The following is an 18,982-nucleotide window of genomic DNA, read 5'->3' on the forward strand; positions in this document are numbered from 1 at the left end:
AAAAGGTTGTTCCGAATGTAAAAATTGTCGTATTTGAAATAAAAAACAAGATTGAATCATAGTCAGTCCTGCATTCCCTTTGGAAAAATGATTATCTTTGCGCTACTTTTTACAGAAAATAGTTTTATTACATCACCAAGTGCATATTTATGAATAAGAAGATTTTTCTTAGCTGGCTTTTGATGGCCATTTTAAGTTTGCCGGTATTCGCCCAAATACAAGAACCGGTGAAGTTTAAAACCGAGTGGAAATCTGTATCCGCTAACGAAGTAGAAGTTGTGTTCACCGGAAAAATAGAGAAGGGGTGGCATGTATACTCTACAGATTTACCTGATGGAGGACCTATCTCAGCTACTTTTAATGTCGATAAATTAGAGGGTGCGGAATTGGTTGGAAAACTGAAACCTGCGGGGAAAGAAATCGACAAAATGGATCCGATATTTGGTATGCAGGTCCGCTTTTTTGAAGGAACAGCAACCTTTGTGCAGAAACTCAAACTGAAAGGTGGAAAATATGAAGTGAGCGGTTATTTGCAGTACGGTGCTTGTAATGATGAAAATTGTTTGCCTCCTACCAATGTAGATTTCTCATTTAAGGGAGAGGCAGCTGGTGGACAGGCTGCAGCATCGGCTACTGCTGAAGCCGAAACGTCTGATACGGCAGATTCCGATTCATTGGCACTGACTCCGCTTCAAATAGGTACGGACTCGAATAATGTGGAAACCTCCGATTACTGGAAACCTGTTATCGAAGAGCTGAAAGCATTTGGCGGAAATGTGAATAATGAATCACGCTCATGGCTTTATATCTTTTTTGCAGGATTTGTTGGCGGATTGTTGGCATTGTTCACTCCTTGTGTATGGCCGATTATTCCGATGACTGTCAGCTTCTTCTTGAAACGTACCAAGGACAAACGGAAAGGAATTCGTGATGCGTGGACGTATGGAGCTTCTATTGTAGTGATTTATGTGGCTTTAGGATTGGCTATCACCTTGATTTTTGGAGCCAGTGCCTTGAATGACCTCTCTACAAGCGCCATCTTTAATATTTTCTTCTTCCTTATGTTGGTGGTGTTTGCCGCTTCTTTCTTTGGCGCATTTGAAATCACACTTCCTTCAAAGTGGAGTAATGCGGTAGATAGTAAGGCAGAACAGACGACTGGATTGCTGAGTATTTTCCTGATGGCTTTCACTTTGTCACTGGTATCTTTCTCTTGTACTGGTCCGATTATCGGTTTCTTGCTGGTGGAAGTTTCTACTTCAAATAGCATTGTGGCTCCAGCCATTGGTATGCTGGGATTTGCCATTGCTTTGGCTTTGCCGTTCACCTTGTTCGCGTTGTTCCCGTCTTGGTTGAAATCTATGCCGAAATCTGGAGGGTGGATGAATGTCATCAAAGTCACATTGGGATTCCTGGAACTGGCCTTTGCGTTGAAATTCCTGTCTGTGGCTGATTTGGCGTATGGATGGCGTTTGCTCGACCGTGAGACCTTCCTGGCTTTGTGGATTGTGATTTTTGCTTTGCTGGGTATGTATCTGTTGGGTAAAATCAAGTTCCCGCACGATGGAGATGATAATAAGGTAAGTGTGCCGCGGTTCTTCCTGGCACTTTTCTCATTGGCATTCGCTGTATACATGATACCTGGATTGTGGGGAGCTCCGTTGAAAGCGGTCAGTGCTTTTGCACCTCCTATGCAGACACAGGATTTCAATCTATACAAGAACGAAGTACATGCGAAATTCAATGATTATGATGCAGGTATGGAATATGCCCGTCAGCAGGGAAAACCGGTGATGATTGACTTCACGGGTTATGGTTGTGTGAACTGTCGAAAGATGGAACTGGCTGTATGGACAGACCCGACGGTCAGCAAGATTCTGAATGATGACTATGTATTGATTACGCTGTATGTAGACGAAAAGACGAAATTGCCGGAACCGGTCAAGGTGACAGAAAATGGCACAGAACGTACTTTGCGTACGGTAGGTGATAAATGGAGCTATTTGCAGCGGTCTAAATTCGGGGCCAATGCCCAGCCTTTTTATGTGTTGATTGACAATGAAGGAATGCCGTTGAACAAGTCTTATTCGTATGATGAGGACATTCAGAAGTACGTGGAATTCTTGCAAACAGGATTAAAGAACTATAAAAAATAACAGATAATGATTTCGCAGTCAGAAAGAGAACGTATTATCGCACTGATCAAGCGGGAAGTCGTTCCGGCTATCGGCTGTACGGAACCCGTAGCTGTGGCTCTTTGTGTGGCTAAAGCTACGGAAGTTTTGGGATGCCGTCCGGAAACAATTACGGCTCAGCTTAGTGCGAATATTTTGAAGAACGCCATGGGAGTGGGAATCCCTGGCACGGGGATGATTGGGTTGCCTATTGCCATTGCTTTGGGAGCTTTAAAAGGCAAATCAGAATATGGTTTGGAAGTTTTGAAGGACATTACTCCGGAGAGCGTGGAAGAAGGCAAGCAGATGATTGCCGGTCAAGGCATAAAGATTGAGCTGAAAAAAGACATTGAAGAAAAATTGTATATTGAAGTGACTTGTACGGCTGGGAAGGATACAGCTACGGCTATCATCAGTGGAGGACATACGAACTTCGTATATGCGGAACGGAATGGTGAGGTCTTGTTTGATCATAGAGAAAAAGCCGGAGCCGAAGCGGATGTGGAAGAAGTAGATCTGAATCTGAAAAAGGTGTATGATTTTGCTACAACTGCTCCGTTGGACGAAATCCGTTTCATCCTTGAGGCCAAACGGCTGAACTTACAGGCGGCTGAACGTTCTTTCCAAGGAAATTATGGTCATGAATTAGGTAAAATGTTACGCAGCAGTCAGGAAGAGCAGCATATCATGGGAAGCAACACGTTTACCCATATTCTTTCTTATACTTCTGCTGCGTGCGATGCTCGTATGGCGGGTGCCATGATACCGGTGATGAGTAACTCTGGCAGTGGAAACCAGGGAATTGCTGCTACCCTTCCTGTGGTGGTGTTTGCACAGGAAAACCAGGAATCGGAGGAAGATTTGATTCGTGCCTTGATTTTGAGTCATCTGACGGCAATTTACATCAAACAGAACTTGGGACGCTTGTCTGCTTTATGCGGTTGCGTAGTGGCAGCTACAGGCAGCAGTTGCGGAATCACTTATCTGATGGGAGGCGAGTATAAGCAGGTAGCGTATGCCGTGCAGAACATGATTGCCAATCTGACGGGAATGATTTGTGACGGTGCCAAGCCAAGTTGTGCGTTGAAGCTGACCAGCGGTGTTTCTACGGCAGTCTTTTCAGCCATTCTGGCCATGGAAGGTAAATGTGTGACTTCTGTGGAGGGAATCATTGAAGACAATGTGGATTACAGTATCCGCAACTTGACCAAGATTGGTTCAGAAGGAATGAACGAAACCGACAAGCTGGTACTGGATATTATGACGCACAAGCATTGTGACTGAGTGACTGGAAATGAAACAAAACGCAGAAACAGACTATATACAACAACTCATTGCAGAAGGTGAACACGTACACCAAGATTTTAAGTTTGCTATCTCCGATGCCAGGAAGATAGCTAAAAGCTTGTCTGCTTTTGCAAATACCGAGGGAGGAAGACTGTTGGTGGGTGTGAAAGATAACGGCAAGATTGCTGGTATCCGGTCAGAGGAAGAAATCTATATGATAGAAGCCGCAGCCACCATGTATTGTCGTCCTCCTGTAGTGACTGAGAACCGTGTGTATCGGGTGGAAGGAAAAGATGTGCTGGAGGTACAAGTCAAGGAGTGTGACTGCAAGCCGGTACAGGCCGTCGATGAAGCGGGGAAAGCATGGGCTTACGTGCGTATTGCCGACGAGAATATTTTAGCGTCACCGGTGCATCTTCAAATCTGGAATCACGAGAAGAAGAAAGAGGTGGTCGTTACTTATACTGATCGTGAAAAACGGGTGCTGGAGATATTGGGGAGTCAGGGTATGCTTACCTTAAGTAAATGTGGCCGTCTGGTACATCTTCCTCGTCCGGAAGTATGTCGGTTGTTGGCCGATTTCATCCGCTTCGGACTGGTGGAACAGGTTTTTCGGGAACATACATTTTTTTATCGGTTGAAAGAAGATGTGAAAGGGGAGGATTCCTTATTTCCCACAGTAAACCGATGATGGTGGTGTCGGTTTTTTGTATTATCTTTGCACCCGTAGAATTTAATAAAAAGACATTATGAGTATATTTTCTAAACTTTTGGGTAAAAAAACAACTGAGGGAGCTGATGAAACGGTACGTGTAGGTGGCATGGAAGATTTCATGACACTGATTCGGGTGTATTATCAGGCAGTTATGGCAGCACAGTTGGGTATCAGCAACATTCACTTCCTGCCGGATTTAGCTGTATTCAAGCGTACGTTGAAGGTGCCTACCCAAAATAATAAACTGGGAATTGCGGAACGGGCTCGCTGTCGCAAGATGCTGATGGATATTTATGGCTTGAACGAACTGTTTTTTAAAGAGATAGACGGTTCTATCAAGCGTAACTGCCGCAATGTAAACGATATCAAGAACTATCTGTTCATGTTCCAAGGATTCAGCCAGGATTTGATGATGGTAATCGGTAACCTGATGCAGTGGAAATTCCGTATGCCGGGAGTCTTCAAGAAATTGTTGCGTAACATGACGGAAAAAACGGTTCACGACATCCTGACCAAAGTAGATTGGAAGGACGACGGGGTACGCAAGACTTGTGGAAACATCCGTCAGTATCAGCATGCGTTGGGATATTCTGAGGCATGGATGACAGAATACGTCTACAACATTGTATTGCTGGCTAAGAAAGAGCCGAAACCAAAGGCATGACCATGAGCGAGAATCAGCTTCCTGAAGTGGAATGTCATCCGCTGGAGCCTTTTCTGCCCAAGAATGCGGTCTTACTGATGCTCGGGAGTTTTCCTCCGCAGAAGAAACGCTGGAGTATGGATTTCTTCTATCCGAACCTGCAGAACGATATGTGGCGTATTTTCGGACTTATTTTCTTTGGAGACAAGGAACACTTCCTTAGTCCGGAGAAAGTCTTCGACAAGCCGCGTATTGTGGCTTTTCTTCAAGAAAAAGGAATTGCACTATACGATACGGCATCTTGTGTCAGGAGATTGCAGGACAATGCTTCAGATAAATTCCTGGAAGTGGTTACTCCTACGGATATCGGTTTGTTGCTTCAGCAGTTGCCTGCGTGCAAGGCTGTAGTGACAACCGGACAGAAAGCTACGGACGTGTTGTGTGAGCAAATGGAGGCCAAAGAGCCTTCGGTAGGTGGAGAAAGCAGGTTCTATTTTAAAGACCGTGAATTGTCTTTGTTCCGGATGCCTTCTTCCAGTCGTGCCTATCCGTTGAAGCTTGAAAAAAAAGCAGAATATTATCGCCTTATGTTCAGTCGCTTATCTTTATTATGACAAAAAGGTGGTAAAATATTTGTCTATACCTCTTGCGGTTTCCGAAATTTATACTACTTTTGCAACCGCAAACACGGGAATAGCTCAGTTGGTAGAGCATCGGTCTCCAAAACCGAGTGTCGGGAGTTCGAGTCTCTCTTCCCGTGCCAAAGGCTGCAACTTGAAAAAGTTGTGGTCTTTATTTTTTGTGTTTCATTGCTTTTTGAGCATAGACGGAAAAATAATAAAGGTCCGAAACTCATGTGGAGCGAGTTTCGGACCTTTTGTCTATAGTCAGATTATGGAGTTAATCAAGTACGGTTACCCATCCGTATGGGTCAGCTTCATCGCCATACTGGATGGCGCGCAGCTTGTGGTATAGCTTTTCGCTGATAGGACCCGGTTTCCCGTCTTTGGAGATGACGTAGGACTTGTGGTTTTCCAAGTCGTCAATGCGTTCAATCGGGCTGATAACGGCAGCAGTACCGCAAGCACCCGCTTCTTCGAATGTAGTCAGCTCTTCTTCCGGAATCGGACGGCGTTCTACTTTCAGGCCCATATCTTCTGCCAGCTGCATCAGACTGCGGTTGGTGATAGAGGGCAGAATAGATGTAGATAACGGAGTGACGTAGGTATTGTTCTTGATGCCGAAGAAGTTGGCGGCACCACATTCGTCAATGTATTTCTTTTCCTTGGCATCCAGATAGAATTCGCTAGCATATCCGGCATCGTGTGCAATTTTGTTTGCACGAAGGCTGGCTGCATAGTTTCCGCCTACCTTGTAAGTACCGGTTCCCAGCGGAGCGGCACGGTCATACTGACGGATGATGACGTATGGGTTTGTGGCAAATCCACCTTTGAAGTAAGGGCCTACTGGAGTGACAAATATCACAAACAAGTATTCGTTGGCTGGATGTACACCTACTTGTGCACCTGTACCAATCAGTAACGGACGGATATAAAGAGACGCACCGCTTTCGTATGGAGGGATGAAGCGTTCGTTTGCTTTGACTACCATCTTTACCGCTTCGCAGAATTTTTCGGTAGAAAATTCCGGCATAAGGATACCACGGCAAGTGCTCTGCAAGCGTTCTGCATTGGCTTCCGGGCGGAAGATACGAATTTTGCCATCTTTTCCACGATAAGCTTTCAAGCCTTCAAAAGCTTCCTGTCCGTAGTGCAGGCAGGTGGCCGCCATATGGATGTTCAGTGTTTCTTCAGAGCAGAGTTCAAGTTCTCCCCATTTTCCGTCGCGGTAATAGCAACGTACATTGTAATCTGTCTTCATGTATCCAAAAGACAGATTCGACCAGTCTATTTCTTTCATGGTTATCTATTTTATAAGTTTTTTGAATGTCTTTGTAAACCAGCAAGCAAAAGTACGTTTTATATTTACAAAATCCAATATAAAATCGCTCTTTTTTGACAGAAATAAAGAGAGTAAAACAATATCTCCTCATTTTGAAATGAAATATGGTTTTTGGAAATGGCCTGTACTTGTGCTTGTATAATTTATATACTGGTAAAACAGGAGATAGCTGGGTAAATTGAGTGTATGAGAGGATTTTTTCAGGGGATATTCATGTAAAAACAAAGTTTTTCTGTAAGTTTGCACGAAATAAAATTGACTTTTAAGGCGGCAAAAAGGCTTTTTAATTGTTTATAGAGTATCAAAATGCGATGAAAGTCATTTTTTTGTTTGGTGAAATGTCAATTAAAGATCGTATCCGGATGAGTAGAAGGCTGAAGCACATAATATTTTTTTTCTTGTTTGTGGGGATGCAAGTGCGGGCTTTTGCACAGGAAACTATTCTTCCTGCCATTCAACAGCAGGAACAGATATTGAAGTGCCATCCTGAAGATACAAAGGCTTTAAAAGAATTGTGTTTCCTCTATTTATATAAGTCTGATTATCGGAAAGCGATTGAATACGGGGAGAAACTTTTTCAGTTGGGGTATAAAAAGCAGGACTATAAGTTCAGTATCCTTTACGCCCATATCGGGTTGGGGCAGGCATACGTCATGCTGGGCGATACCTCGGCGATAAACCATCTGGGACAGGCCATGTTGTTGGCAAAGAGTGAGAAGAATGATTCTGCCCTGTGCTCTGTATATAATGGGATGGGACTTTACACCAGTAACATTCATAAAGACTACTATTCTGCCTTGCATTATTTCTTTGAAGGGATAGAAGCTGCACATCGATGCCACTATAAGGAGCTGGAAGCCATTCTGCTCGGGAATATTTCGAGTATCTATTTTCTGAAAGAAGATCCGGCGGGACTGACTTATTCGTTGCAGACCTATGAGATGGGGCACGAACAGAATTCGGCCTACCTTATCTTTATTGGGGCGTTGAACGCTTCCTATATGTATTATCTGCTGCATGACTATGACAAGGCTTTGCCCTACATAAAGGAGGCAGAGTTTATCATGAAGCAGAACGAGTATTACAATCAGGGAAATGTGTATGCCATTTATGGGATGATTGAGTTTGCCAAAGGCAACCGGCAACAGGCCATTGAATACTATAAGAAGGGATTGGCCTTGAATGCCATGAATCAGACCTCGTATAAGGTATTGTTGCTGAATGAATACGCCATAGCCTTGGCCGAGGAAGGGAAAAACCAGCAAGCCATTGATTTGTTGTTCCAAGCTTTGGCGTTCACTAAAGAAGAGAATTGTGAGATTTATCGGAACAGGGTAATCAATACGTTGTCGGTCTGCTATGAGAATATGGGACAGTATGCCGAAGCTCTTGCCTGGCAGCGCAGGCTTCAACAAGAGACTGACAGTATTTTCAATACGGACAAAGAGAAGGTGCTGAGTGAGCTGCGTATCAAGTATGATACGGAGCATCAGGCAAATGAAATTCGGAAAAATAAGTTGATTCTGTTGCAAAAGGAGAAAAAAGAGCAGGCCCTCATAGGGATTCTGGTTATTGTGCTGTTGGTGGTTTTTGCTTTATGGTATCGTTACAGACGACAGAACCAGTTGTATACCAGCATTGTCCGTCAGCATCAGGAATCTATTCGGAAAGAGCAACAGTTGAAAGAGGTTATTGCTTCACTTCGGGAGCAGTCACAGGAAGCACCTGCTGCACCATCAGTGTCTTCTGTGGGGGAGAAATATGCGGCTTCTTCGTTGACAAACGAAAAGAAGAATTCCTTGTTCCAGCGTCTGGAAAATTTGATGCAGGAGGAAGAGATTTATAAAGAAAATCTGCTGACCAAGGAGCGGGTTGCCGACTTGTTGGGTACGAACCGGACATATCTGTCGCAAGTCATCAATGAACAGACACAGCAGAATTTCACGCAGTATGTCAATAATTATCGGATTAATGAGGCCATCCGTCTGCTGAGTGACCCGGAAACTGACATTCCGCTTAAGGCTGTGGCCTCGGAAGTCGGCTTTAATTCCATGAGTACATTCTACAAAATATTTCAGAACACAGTGGGGATTCCTCCCAAACAATACCGTAACAAGGTGATGTCAATGCATAAAAATGTACAATAGTCTCTTTTTATAACAAAATGTTATCCTAATGTGACAATTGTCGAATTTGGATGCGCGTTTAATATCAATGTTATATCTTTTTTTTACATTTTTGCGCTAAGGAGATTTGCAAAAAATGTAGGAAGACATCAGTCTATAACTTCTAAAAAGATATAAGTATGGGAAAAAACGTATTGCACGACATTCGGCTCAAAATGGGCTTTCTGCTATTGGGTGCTATGCTGGTCTTGTCCGTATTTCCGGCTTATGCCCAACATGAGCGCACTATTCATGGTATTGTAGTGGATGAAAACAAGGAACCGCTTCCTGCTGCACATGTGAAGCAGGTCAATGAGGATCCGAAAGGTTCCATTGCGGCTGTCATTACAGACATGCAGGGGCATTTCACGCTGACGCTGCCGCGGGGCACAAAGGAGATTGAGGCATCTTATCTGGGTTACAAATCCCAGCGTGTGCAGTTGACTTCAGACAATGATTATTATATAGCCCTTCAGCCTTCGACTGAACTGCTCGATGAAGTGGTGGTGACCGGTTATCAGACCATTTCCAAGGAACGTGCTACCGGAGCATTCTCAAAAGTGGATGCACAGAAGCTGGAAACACAGCGTCTTAGTGACATGGGTTCCGTGTTGGATGGGCGTGTGGCTGGATACAGCGACGGGAAAATCCGAGGAGTGACTTCCATGAACGGGTTGACTACTCCGTTGTATGTGATTGACGGCTTTCCAGTAGAAAAAACCACGAACGACGGATACGGAAACTGGGTGGAAAGTGTGCCCGACCTGAATATGGAAGATATCGAAAGTATTACGGTCCTGAAAGATGCGGCGGCTACTTCCATCTATGGAGCCCGTGCGGCGAACGGTGTAGTAGTGATTACGACCAAACGAGCCAAGAAGGACGAACTGAATGTGTCTTTCTCTGCCACACTGACCGTGCAACCCTATGCAACGTATGCGGATAAATACTTGGCAGGCTCGGCCACGATGGTGGAACTGGAAAGGGAATGGGCTGCCCAGAATCCTCATTTGAGTGGGACTGACGCGCAAGGTTATGCGCAGACGGTACTCGATAACATGTCTTATCCTACACAGGGTATCCGTAACATCCTGAATTATTATGCGGGACATATTTCAAAGGATCAGATGGAAAGCAATCTGGCGGGACTGGCTTCGCAGGGCTACCGTTATTATCGAGACGTGGAGAAATATGGTAAGCGTAATCCTTTTTCCCAACAGTATAACCTGAATATCGGAAAGGGAACAGAGAAGAATACGTTCAATGCGTCTGTGTCTTATCGTAACAATCAGTTGGAGGATAAATTCTCTGAAAACAGAACCATCGGCATCAATTTGCAGAACTCTACGAAGATGACTTCCTGGCTGACACTGGATGTGGGGACGTATCTGAATTATGGTAAAGGTACTACGCAGTCTTATAATCTTCTTTCACCGGGATATACTTATATGCCATACGATGGACTGGTAAACGGTGACGGTACGTATTACACCAATACAGAAGCCGACCGTTATAGCGTGTATGACTTGAACCTGCTGCACAATAATGGATTGTATAATCTGGATATCACACCGCTGGATGAGATGAAGATGAATCAGACCAAGAATCAGGATTTCAGCAACCGTACGTTTGCCCGTCTGACGTTCAAGTTTACCGACTGGTTGAAATATACGGCTTCTTTCCAATACGAATATGCGGAATATAAGACCGAACAGCTGAAGAGCAAGGATTCGTACGAAGTGCGCAATAAGGTCAACACGTTCTCTACTTCCAACAATGACGGTACGTCGACTTTTGCCTTACCGTATGGAAACATCTTTTTCACTTCTGCCAATACGACGCATGCGTATAATTTTCGTCAGCAGCTGGACTTCAGCAAGACTTTTGCCGAGGTACACGATGTGACCATGATTTTAGGTACGGAAACCCGGGAAAATAAATTGGATTACAATGACCGTACGCTGTATAATTACGACCCTCAATTGCTGACCTACAGCTTGGTTGATGCAGGGCAGTTGAGCAATTTCCGCGGGCAATGGGGATATGGCTCTTTTGGGCAGCAAGATATGTCCTACATCCGTGAACTGGTGAACCGTTATGTGTCTGTATATAGCAATGCGGCATACACTTACGACGGGAAATATATGGTGAGCGGAAGTATCCGCTGGGATAAGACCAACTTGTTTTCTACGGGTTCCAAGTATCAGAAGCGTCCTATTTGGTCGGTGGGTGCCGGATGGAATGTCAGCCAGGAAAAGTTTTTCCAGGTGCCTTGGGTGAATATGTTGAAGTTACGTGCCAGCTACGGTATCGGAGGTAATATTGCCAAAGATTCGGCTCCTTACATGATTGCCTATTATAATACCAATAACCAGGTGGGAGGTATTCAGGGTACCATCTCCAGCCGTCCGAATCCGAACTTGCGTTGGGAAAAGACTACGACACTGAATATCGGTGTAGACTTTGCCTTGTTGGGCAACCGGTTGAACGGTTCGTTTGAAATTTATAACAAGTTAGGTACAGACTTGCTGGCCAATACCAATGGCGTTCCTACGGAGGGATGGGGATACAGCACCTATTCCATCAACAATGGAAAAATGACAAACCGGGGATTTGAACTGACCTTGTCGGGGGATATCATCCGGAATAATGACTGGACCTGGAATGTGAGCGGGGTATTGGGTTACAATAAGAATAAGGTGACTTACATCAATGTGGAAGCCCCGGTTTCTTATCTGGTGATTGATTATCCGACGGCTTATCCTCGGGTAGGAAATCCGTACAATGCGATTTATGGATACCAGTGGGCTGGATTGAGTGCGACAGGTACTCCGCAGGTGTACGATGCAAAAGGAAACTTGTACACAGACATGACTCCTACCGAAATTGAAGACTTGGTTTATTTAGGAACTACCGTACCGGTTTACAATGGCTCTATTAATACGAATTTGCGCTGGAAGAACTGGGAACTGGCAGCTCAGTTCTTGTTTGAAGGCGGATACAAGATGCGGAATACCAACGTGGCGTTCATCGGTTCTGGCATGAGTCCTGTAAGCAAAGATATCGAAAACCGTTGGCGGGAACCGGGAGATGAGGCTTATACCAATGTGCCGCGTTATATTTCGGCAGAGAGTGAACTCTATAACTATAACTACGAGAATATGTATGCCTATTCCTCTATTAATGTGTTGGATGCTACTAACTGGCGGTTGAGAAACTTGTCATTGACATATCGCATTCCGGCCAGTGTGTGTCACAAACTGTATGTAAAGAATGCACGTATTATGTTGGGTATGGAAAATGTGTTTATGGTGGCTAAGAGCAGCAATGCCAAATATTTGCTGGGCGGTTATGCCAAACCTAACTACTTGTGTGGTGTGTATCTGAATTTCTAACCTCGATTTTTATAGTATGAAACGTATGAATAAGATATTATATTTTGGGGCTGCGCTGGTTTGCCTGTTGTTCAGCTCATGCAATGATTATTTGAATATAGCGCCGAAGGGGAACAAGATTCCTACCACCCTGGAAGATTTTGAAGCCTTGCTGCGTGACCAGTATACCATCGGCCGGACTCCTGTGACTAATGCGTTGTATTTGTTGAATGATATCTATCTGACCAATTCGCAGGTGAATACGCCAAGCTTGAGCCGTGCCAATTATATGTGGGACGAATCGGCCGACCGCATTGTGCTGAATAATTCCGATGAAGGAACTTACTATGTGCTTTATGGTGCCATCTCCAGTTGCAATCTGATTGTAGAGAATGTGCCGACTGCTACGGAAGCAACAGATGCCGAACGGAACGAGGTGATGGCGTATGCCAAGGTGATACGTGCGCTTTGCTACGATGTGCTGGTCAATTATTATGCCGATACGTATGATGCGGCAACGGCTGCCGAGAAGCGCAGTGTACCCCTTATTACCAGTGCCGATATTGATGCGCCTTACACGCAGGTGTCCATTCAGGATATGTATGATTTCATTATCCAAGATGTAAAGGAGGCCATTGAAATGGGCTTACCGGCCCAGTCCATGACGGCCATTCATCCCAATTTGGGTGCGGGGTATGCGTTGCTGGCCCGTGTGTACCTGCAGATGCAGAACTACAGTGAGGCTTTGCGTTATGCCAACTTAGCTTTGGAACAGAATGACCAGCTTTACGACTGGAACGCATTCTATGAAGAACATAAGACTGCCCTTGATGATCCGGACAATTATGACAAGATTGCCACTCCTATGCAGTATGATTATGTAGAGAACTATTATCTGCGCCTCGGAGAACAGTCTGTGTATGACAGCTATGAGAAGAACATCCCGGTGGAAAGAGCGGCACGTTTCGAAGAAGGGGATGCCCGTTTCCTGTCACGTTGGAAGCTGAAAACAGATAATAATGATACGTATTACAAGGCGCTGGAGTCGGGCTATTTCAATCATGGAGGACTGACCACCTGTGAGGTGTATCTTATCAAGGCAGAGTGTCAGGCACGGTTGGCCGAAGGCAACGATTATTCCGAAGCAATGAATACGCTGAATGCCGTGCGGATTACCCGTATCCGTTCAGAAGTCTATTGTCCGGCTGAGGCTTCCACTTTGGAAGAGGCGCTGTCACTGATTCGCCGCACCAAAGACAATGAACTGATTTTCTCTATTGTGCCTTTTGCGGATGCCCGCCGGTATAATCAGGAAGGTACGTATGCCCGGACTTTGACTAAAACTTATGAGGGGCAGGAATATTCTTTGAGCCCTACGTCTCATTTGTGGACTATGCCTTTCCCGGCTGGGGCACTCAATAATCCCGGAAATGGAACAATTGAACAAAATGTAACTAAATAAAATCGAATTATGAAAATGAAGAATTTCTCTTGTATGGCCATTATGGGGTTGATGGCAACGGCATGTACCAGCCAGCCTGCAGTAGATGGCTATGTGTTGAAAGGTAATATTGAAGGCTTGCCCGACGGCACACATGTGCAGTTGGTGCCGGTAAGCCACGACAGTGAACTGCCTTTTGCCGATACGACGGTGGTTAACGGACAGTTTGTGTTTACAGGAAAAATGGAGGAACCGAGAGCTTTCCATTTGTTGGTGAAAGATGCATACGGTTCGCGCAATCTTATGTTGGAAAATGCCCAAATGGAGGTAACAGGAAAGCTGGTGGCCAAGAAGGAATCTGACGGGGGAGTTTCCTATAATCTCTCTTCTTTGTCGGTAAAGGGCTCTCCGCTGAGTGCACGTTATGATTCGTTGATGTCTACGCGGACGTATCTGGATTCGTTGTATGCGTTCAATGCCCGTAAATTTGCTGCTTTTGACAGCCTGATGCGGGCAGCTTATCAGGTTAAAGACCAGGCGAAGATTCGGGAACTGCGGCAAAGCGAGGAGGGTAAAGCCAGAGCAGCTGCCGATCAGGTATTCTTTACTACGGTAGATTCATTGTATCATCAGGTAGTCATGGCCAACAAGGATTCTTTCTGGGGACCTTTGATGATGATTTCGTTTACCAGCTACCTGAGTGAAGACATGAGACCGTGGTACGAAGCACTTTCTCCTGCCGCTAAACAGTCTTATTACGGACAGAAGGTGAAAGAAGAACTTTATCCGGCAGGAAAGGAAGGGACAAAGGTACCCGACTTCAAGGTGAAAGACAAAACCGGAAAGGAAGTGTCGCTTTCTGCATTAAGTCAGGGAAAGAAGTATGTGCTGATTGACTTCTGGGCTTCCTGGTGCAATCCGTGCCGGAAAGAAATTCCGAACCTGAAGAAACTGTATGCGCAGTATAGCGGAAAAGGTTTTGAAATTGTGAGCATTTCCATTGATCAGAAGAAAGCAGACTGGGAAAAGGCGTTGAAGGAAGAAGGATTGACTTGGCCGAATTTCTTGGACGAAACGGGTGTGGCTGCGCTCTATAAGGTGAAATTCGTACCGACCATGTATCTGATTACAGCAGATGGGGTAATGGTGGGCGAGAACCTGCGTGGCGAGGCCCTGGCCGAGAAATTGAAGGAGTTGTTCCAGTAAGAGTTGAACTAAGCGAGAATTTGATACGGAAAGCCCTGTAAGGGATTCCGAACACAGGCGGTGCATGAATCTGGGCAGTCAGATTTGTGTACCGTTTTTTTATGGACTGAAGAAAGGAATCCGTTCCGATGTGGGGGAGGAAATTCCGGACCTCGGATGGGAGAAAGGATAAAAAAAGTGGAGGTGCGCTTGAGGTGCACCTCCACTTTATATTATTTTCCGGTAGTTCCGGATTATTTCTTGCGGTTGGCTTCCACCCACTTGCGGGCATTAACGAAGGCTTCCATCCATGGAGTGATTTGGTCTTCGTTCTTGCGGTCGAGCGGATAATAAGCATTCTCCCACGGGAAGCAAGCGCGTTCCAAGTGAGGCATCATGGCCAGATGACGTCCATCCTGGCTGGCAATACCTGCTACACTGTAGTCTGAACCGTTCGGGTTGCCTGGGTATTCATCGTAAGAATACTTCAGTACCACGTTGTAGTGGTCTTCCGGATAAGGCAATGAGAACTTACCTTCTCCGTGAGCTACCCAGATTCCCAGTTTGGAGCCGCTCAGAGAGCCGAACATCACGCTGCGGTTCATCGGTACAGTCACACCTAAGAAGGCAGATTCAAACTTGTGGGAGTCGTTATGCAGCATCTTTCCTTTCTTCTTGTCTTCAGGAGTAATCAGTCCCAGTTCCATCATCAGCTGGCAACCGTTGCAGACACCCAGTGAAAGAGTATCTTCGCGGGCATAGAAGTTGTCGAGGGCTGCTTTGGCTTTCGGGTTGAACAGGAAGCTTCCGGCCCATCCTTTGGCAGAACCCAATACGTCGGAGTTGGAGAATCCACCGCAGTAAACTACCATGTTGATGTCTTCCAGTGTCTCACGTCCGCTGACCAAGTCGGTCATGGTCACGTCTTTTACGTCGAAGCCGGCCAAGTACAGCATGTAAGCCATTTCACGTTCACCGTTGGTTCCCTTTTCACGGATGATGGCTGCCTTGATGCCGCTCGGTGTACGACGGTCCGGGTTGAGGCCAAACTGTGACAGTTTGCCGGTGAATGACTTGTCGAATACGAATTCCAGCGGCTGCTGCTTGTAGTTTTCGAAACGTTTCTTGGCACAGCCGTTCATGCTCTGCTTGCGGTCGAGCAGGTAAGAAGTAGAATACCATACATCGCGCAAGTAATCAATACCGAACTGGTAAGTCGCATCGTGGAAGGTAGCCAGGATGTGACGTTCTTCGGTCGGTACACCAATCTTCACGTAACCTACACCGGCATCTTCCAGAATCTTCTTGACTTCTGCCTTGTGCTTGTCGGCTACCTGAATCACTACACCCGGGTTTTCAGCAAACAGAATCTTCACGATGTCGTCGCACTTGATCTTGTCGAGGTTGATTTCCATACCGCCGTCCACGTTGGCAAAGCACATTTCTAGCAGGGTAGTAATCAGACCACCGGCAGAGATATCGTGTCCGGCCAGAATCAAGCCCTTGTTGACCAGTTCCTGGATAGCCATGAAGGCATCGCGGAAGTATTCCGGATTCTGTACGGTCGGCACGTCGTCGCCCACCTTGTTGAGTGACTGTGCAAAGGCAGAACCACCCAGACGGAGCTGGTCGAAGCTGAAGTCGATATGATAGAAGGTTGATTTTGGTTTGTTGACCATGACCGGAGAAACCACTTTCTTCACGTCGGATACTTCACCACCGGCAGAAACGATGACGGTTCCCGGGCTGATGATTTTTTCTCCGTTCGGATATTTCTGTGTCATGGACAGAGAGTCCTTACCGGTCGGTACGTTGATTTGCAGTTCGCAGCAGAAATCAGACAATGCTTTCACAGCCTTGTACAGACGGGCATCTTCCCCTTCCTGTGAACGGCAAGGCCACATCCAGTTGGCTGACAAAGAAATGCTGTCCATGCCGTCGGCCAGCGGAGCCCATACCAAGTTGGTCAATGCTTCCGATACAGCCAGTACGGAACCTGCTTCCGGATTAGCCAAGGCAGCCTGCGGAGCGTGTCCCAGTGCGGTAGCGATACCTTTTTCACCACGGTAGTCGAGGGCTACGACACCACAGTCGCTCAACGGCAACTGCAATTCACCCTGGCACTGCTGGCGGGCAATCTTACCTGTGACGGAACGGTCTACCTTGTTGGTCAACCAGTCCTTGCAGGCTACGGCTTCCAGTTGCAGTACGCGGCGCAAATATTCATTCAGTTTGGTGACATCGTAAGAAACGTTTTCATAGTGACGTTCCACGGTCTTGTCTACCATATAAGTTTTCGGAGAAGAACCGAACATCTGGTCTACGGCCAGGTCGAACGGACGGACACCGTCAGCCTGTTCGAAGGCAAAGCGATGGTCGCCGGTTGTTTCACCTACCACGTACATCGGGGCACGTTCACGGTCGGCAATCTTGCGTACATGTTCGATGGCTTCGTCTTCAATCAACAAGCCCATACGTTCCTGTGATTCGTTGGCGATGATTTCCTTGGCCGACAAGGTTTCGTCACCGATAGGCAGTTTGTCCATGTGAATCAGACCACCGCAGTCTTCCACCAGCTCAGACAGACAGTTCACGTGTCCGGCAGAACCGTGGTCGTGGATAGACACAATCGGGTTTACATCTTCCTCACACAGGGCACGTACCACGTTGTAGGCACGTTTCTGCATTTCGGCGTTGGCACGCTGGATGGCGTTCAGCTCGATACCAGAAGAGTAACGTCCGGTATCTACGGAAGAAACGGAACCACCTCCCAGACCGATGCGGTAGTTGTCACCACCGAGTACGACGATTTCGTCACCGGCTTCCGGAGTACCTTTCAGGCAGTCACGCTGTGTACCGTAACCTACACCTCCTGCCAGCATGATGACTTTGTCGTAAGCATATTTTTCGTTGTTCTCTTCGTGTTCGAAAGTCAGTACAGAACCACAAATCAGCGGCTGTCCGAACTTGTTACCGAAATCGGAAGCACCGTTTGATGCTTTGATCAGAATCTGTTCCGGTGTCTGGTACAACCATTTGCGCACCGGTAGGATGTTTTCCCAGTCGCGGCCTTCGTCTGTACGCGGATAAGAAGTCATGTACACGGCAGTTCCGGCAATCGGCCAGGAACCTTTACCACCACCCATACGGTCGCGGATTTCACCACCGGTACCGGTAGAAGCTCCGTTGAACGGTTCCACGGTAGTCGGGAAGTTGTGAGTTTCCGCTTTCAGTGAAATGACGGTCTTGATATCTTTGATAATGAAATAGTCAGAAGTAGAGTGGTCGGCCGGAGCGAATTGTTCTACCACCGGACCTTCGGCGAAGGCCACGTTGTCTTTGTAGGCCGAGATAATCTTGTTGGGGTTTTCCTGCGTGGTTTTCTTGATCATCTGGAACAGAGACGATTCCATTTCCTGTCCGTCGATGATGAAAGTTCCGCCGAAGATTTTGTGGCGGCAGTGCTCTGAGTTAATCTGTGCGAAACCGAATACTTCCGAGTCAGTCAGCTTGCGGCCCAGGTCTTTTTCTACCTTCAGCAGGTAGTCCATTTCTTCGCGTGACAGCGCCAGACCTTCCTTTTCGTTGTATTCTTCCAGATTATCAATGTATATGATAGGCTGCGGTTTGATGTCCACCGTGAAAATGTCCTGATTCAGTCCGTGGTACATACGTTGCAGCATCGGGTCATGGTCAGCGTTCTCATCCTTTACCGGGAAATATTCCTCGATACGGCGGATGCCTTTGAGACCCATGTTTTGGGTGATTTCTACTGCATTTGTACTCCAGGGGGTAATCATTTCACGACGTGGACCGATGAACCATCCTTTCAGGTTGTCTTCATTTTCCACAGTAGCGTCGCTGTAAAGCCAGCATAGTTTCTTGACGTCTTCAGCATTCAGCTCCTGATTGCATTCTGTGGCAATCACACTGTTTGTGGGTGTTCTGAAAAATAGAATCATAGCACTTGTATGTTATAATGAAAATTCAATGCGCTTTAAAAGTGGTACAAAGGTAGGGAAAATCCTCGGAATTA

The 18,982-nt window shown here is 46.2% G+C and carries 11 protein-coding genes and 1 tRNA gene; 10 read left to right on the plus strand and 2 right to left on the minus strand.

What is annotated here, in order from left to right; all coding sequences use genetic code 11:
• Positions 1-149: 149 nt before the first annotated feature.
• The 6 genes from H6A28_RS05255 to H6A28_RS05280 all read left to right on the plus strand — a co-directional run bounded on the left by H6A28_RS05255 (position 150) and on the right by H6A28_RS05280 (position 5,582).
• Entirely contained in the window at positions 150-2,156 is a 2,007-nt protein-coding gene (locus H6A28_RS05255; RefSeq protein WP_204476347.1) for a protein-disulfide reductase DsbD family protein, read from the plus strand.
• Positions 2,157-2,162: 6 nt separating this feature from the next.
• Positions 2,163-3,458, plus strand: a complete 1,296-nt coding sequence (locus tag H6A28_RS05260; protein ID WP_204479207.1) for a serine dehydratase subunit alpha family protein — start codon at positions 2,163-2,165, stop codon at positions 3,456-3,458.
• 10 nt (positions 3,459-3,468) lie between these two features.
• The gene (locus H6A28_RS05265; RefSeq protein ID WP_204479208.1) at positions 3,469-4,152 is read left to right on the plus strand and encodes an RNA-binding domain-containing protein; all 684 of its coding nucleotides are present in this window, start codon (positions 3,469-3,471) and stop codon (positions 4,150-4,152) included.
• 58 nt (positions 4,153-4,210) lie between these two features.
• On the plus strand, positions 4,211-4,840 hold the full coding sequence (locus H6A28_RS05270) for a hypothetical protein (protein WP_204479209.1): 630 nt from the start codon (positions 4,211-4,213) through the stop codon (positions 4,838-4,840).
• A gap of 2 nt (positions 4,841-4,842) precedes the next feature.
• Complete coding sequence (locus tag H6A28_RS05275) at positions 4,843-5,433, plus strand: uracil-DNA glycosylase family protein (RefSeq protein ID WP_239465268.1); 591 nt, start codon at positions 4,843-4,845, stop codon at positions 5,431-5,433.
• Between the two features lie 73 nt (positions 5,434-5,506).
• Positions 5,507-5,582: transfer RNA gene (locus H6A28_RS05280), tRNA-Trp, on the plus strand.
• A gap of 137 nt (positions 5,583-5,719) precedes the next feature.
• On the opposite strand, the gene H6A28_RS05285 is transcribed toward H6A28_RS05280, so the two are convergent.
• Complete coding sequence (locus H6A28_RS05285; RefSeq protein WP_204476342.1) at positions 5,720-6,739, minus strand: branched-chain amino acid aminotransferase; 1,020 nt, start codon at positions 6,737-6,739, stop codon at positions 5,720-5,722.
• A 404-nt stretch (positions 6,740-7,143) separates the two neighbouring features.
• On the opposite strand from H6A28_RS05285, the gene H6A28_RS05290 reads away from it, so the two are divergent.
• The 4 genes from H6A28_RS05290 to H6A28_RS05305 all read left to right on the plus strand — a co-directional run bounded on the left by H6A28_RS05290 (position 7,144) and on the right by H6A28_RS05305 (position 14,967).
• Positions 7,144-8,928 (plus strand): helix-turn-helix domain-containing protein, encoded by a 1,785-nt coding sequence (locus H6A28_RS05290; protein WP_204479210.1) that lies wholly within the window; start codon positions 7,144-7,146, stop codon positions 8,926-8,928.
• 158 nt (positions 8,929-9,086) lie between these two features.
• On the plus strand, positions 9,087-12,341 hold the full coding sequence (locus H6A28_RS05295) for a SusC/RagA family TonB-linked outer membrane protein (RefSeq protein WP_204479211.1): 3,255 nt from the start codon (positions 9,087-9,089) through the stop codon (positions 12,339-12,341).
• A 25-nt stretch (positions 12,342-12,366) separates the two neighbouring features.
• Entirely contained in the window at positions 12,367-13,782 is a 1,416-nt protein-coding gene (locus tag H6A28_RS05300; protein WP_239465269.1) for a RagB/SusD family nutrient uptake outer membrane protein, read from the plus strand.
• Positions 13,783-13,791: 9 nt separating this feature from the next.
• The gene (locus H6A28_RS05305; protein WP_204479213.1) at positions 13,792-14,967 is read left to right on the plus strand and encodes a TlpA disulfide reductase family protein; all 1,176 of its coding nucleotides are present in this window, start codon (positions 13,792-13,794) and stop codon (positions 14,965-14,967) included.
• Positions 14,968-15,200: 233 nt separating this feature from the next.
• Here the strand turns inward: H6A28_RS05305 and purL are convergent, their stop codons facing one another.
• The gene (gene purL, locus H6A28_RS05310) at positions 15,201-18,908 is read right to left on the minus strand and encodes a phosphoribosylformylglycinamidine synthase (RefSeq protein ID WP_204479214.1); all 3,708 of its coding nucleotides are present in this window, start codon (positions 18,906-18,908) and stop codon (positions 15,201-15,203) included.
• Between the last annotated feature and the right edge of the window lie 74 nt (positions 18,909-18,982).

Source organism: Bacteroides mediterraneensis (assembly GCF_016900355.1).
Classification (GTDB): domain Bacteria; phylum Bacteroidota; class Bacteroidia; order Bacteroidales; family Bacteroidaceae; genus Phocaeicola.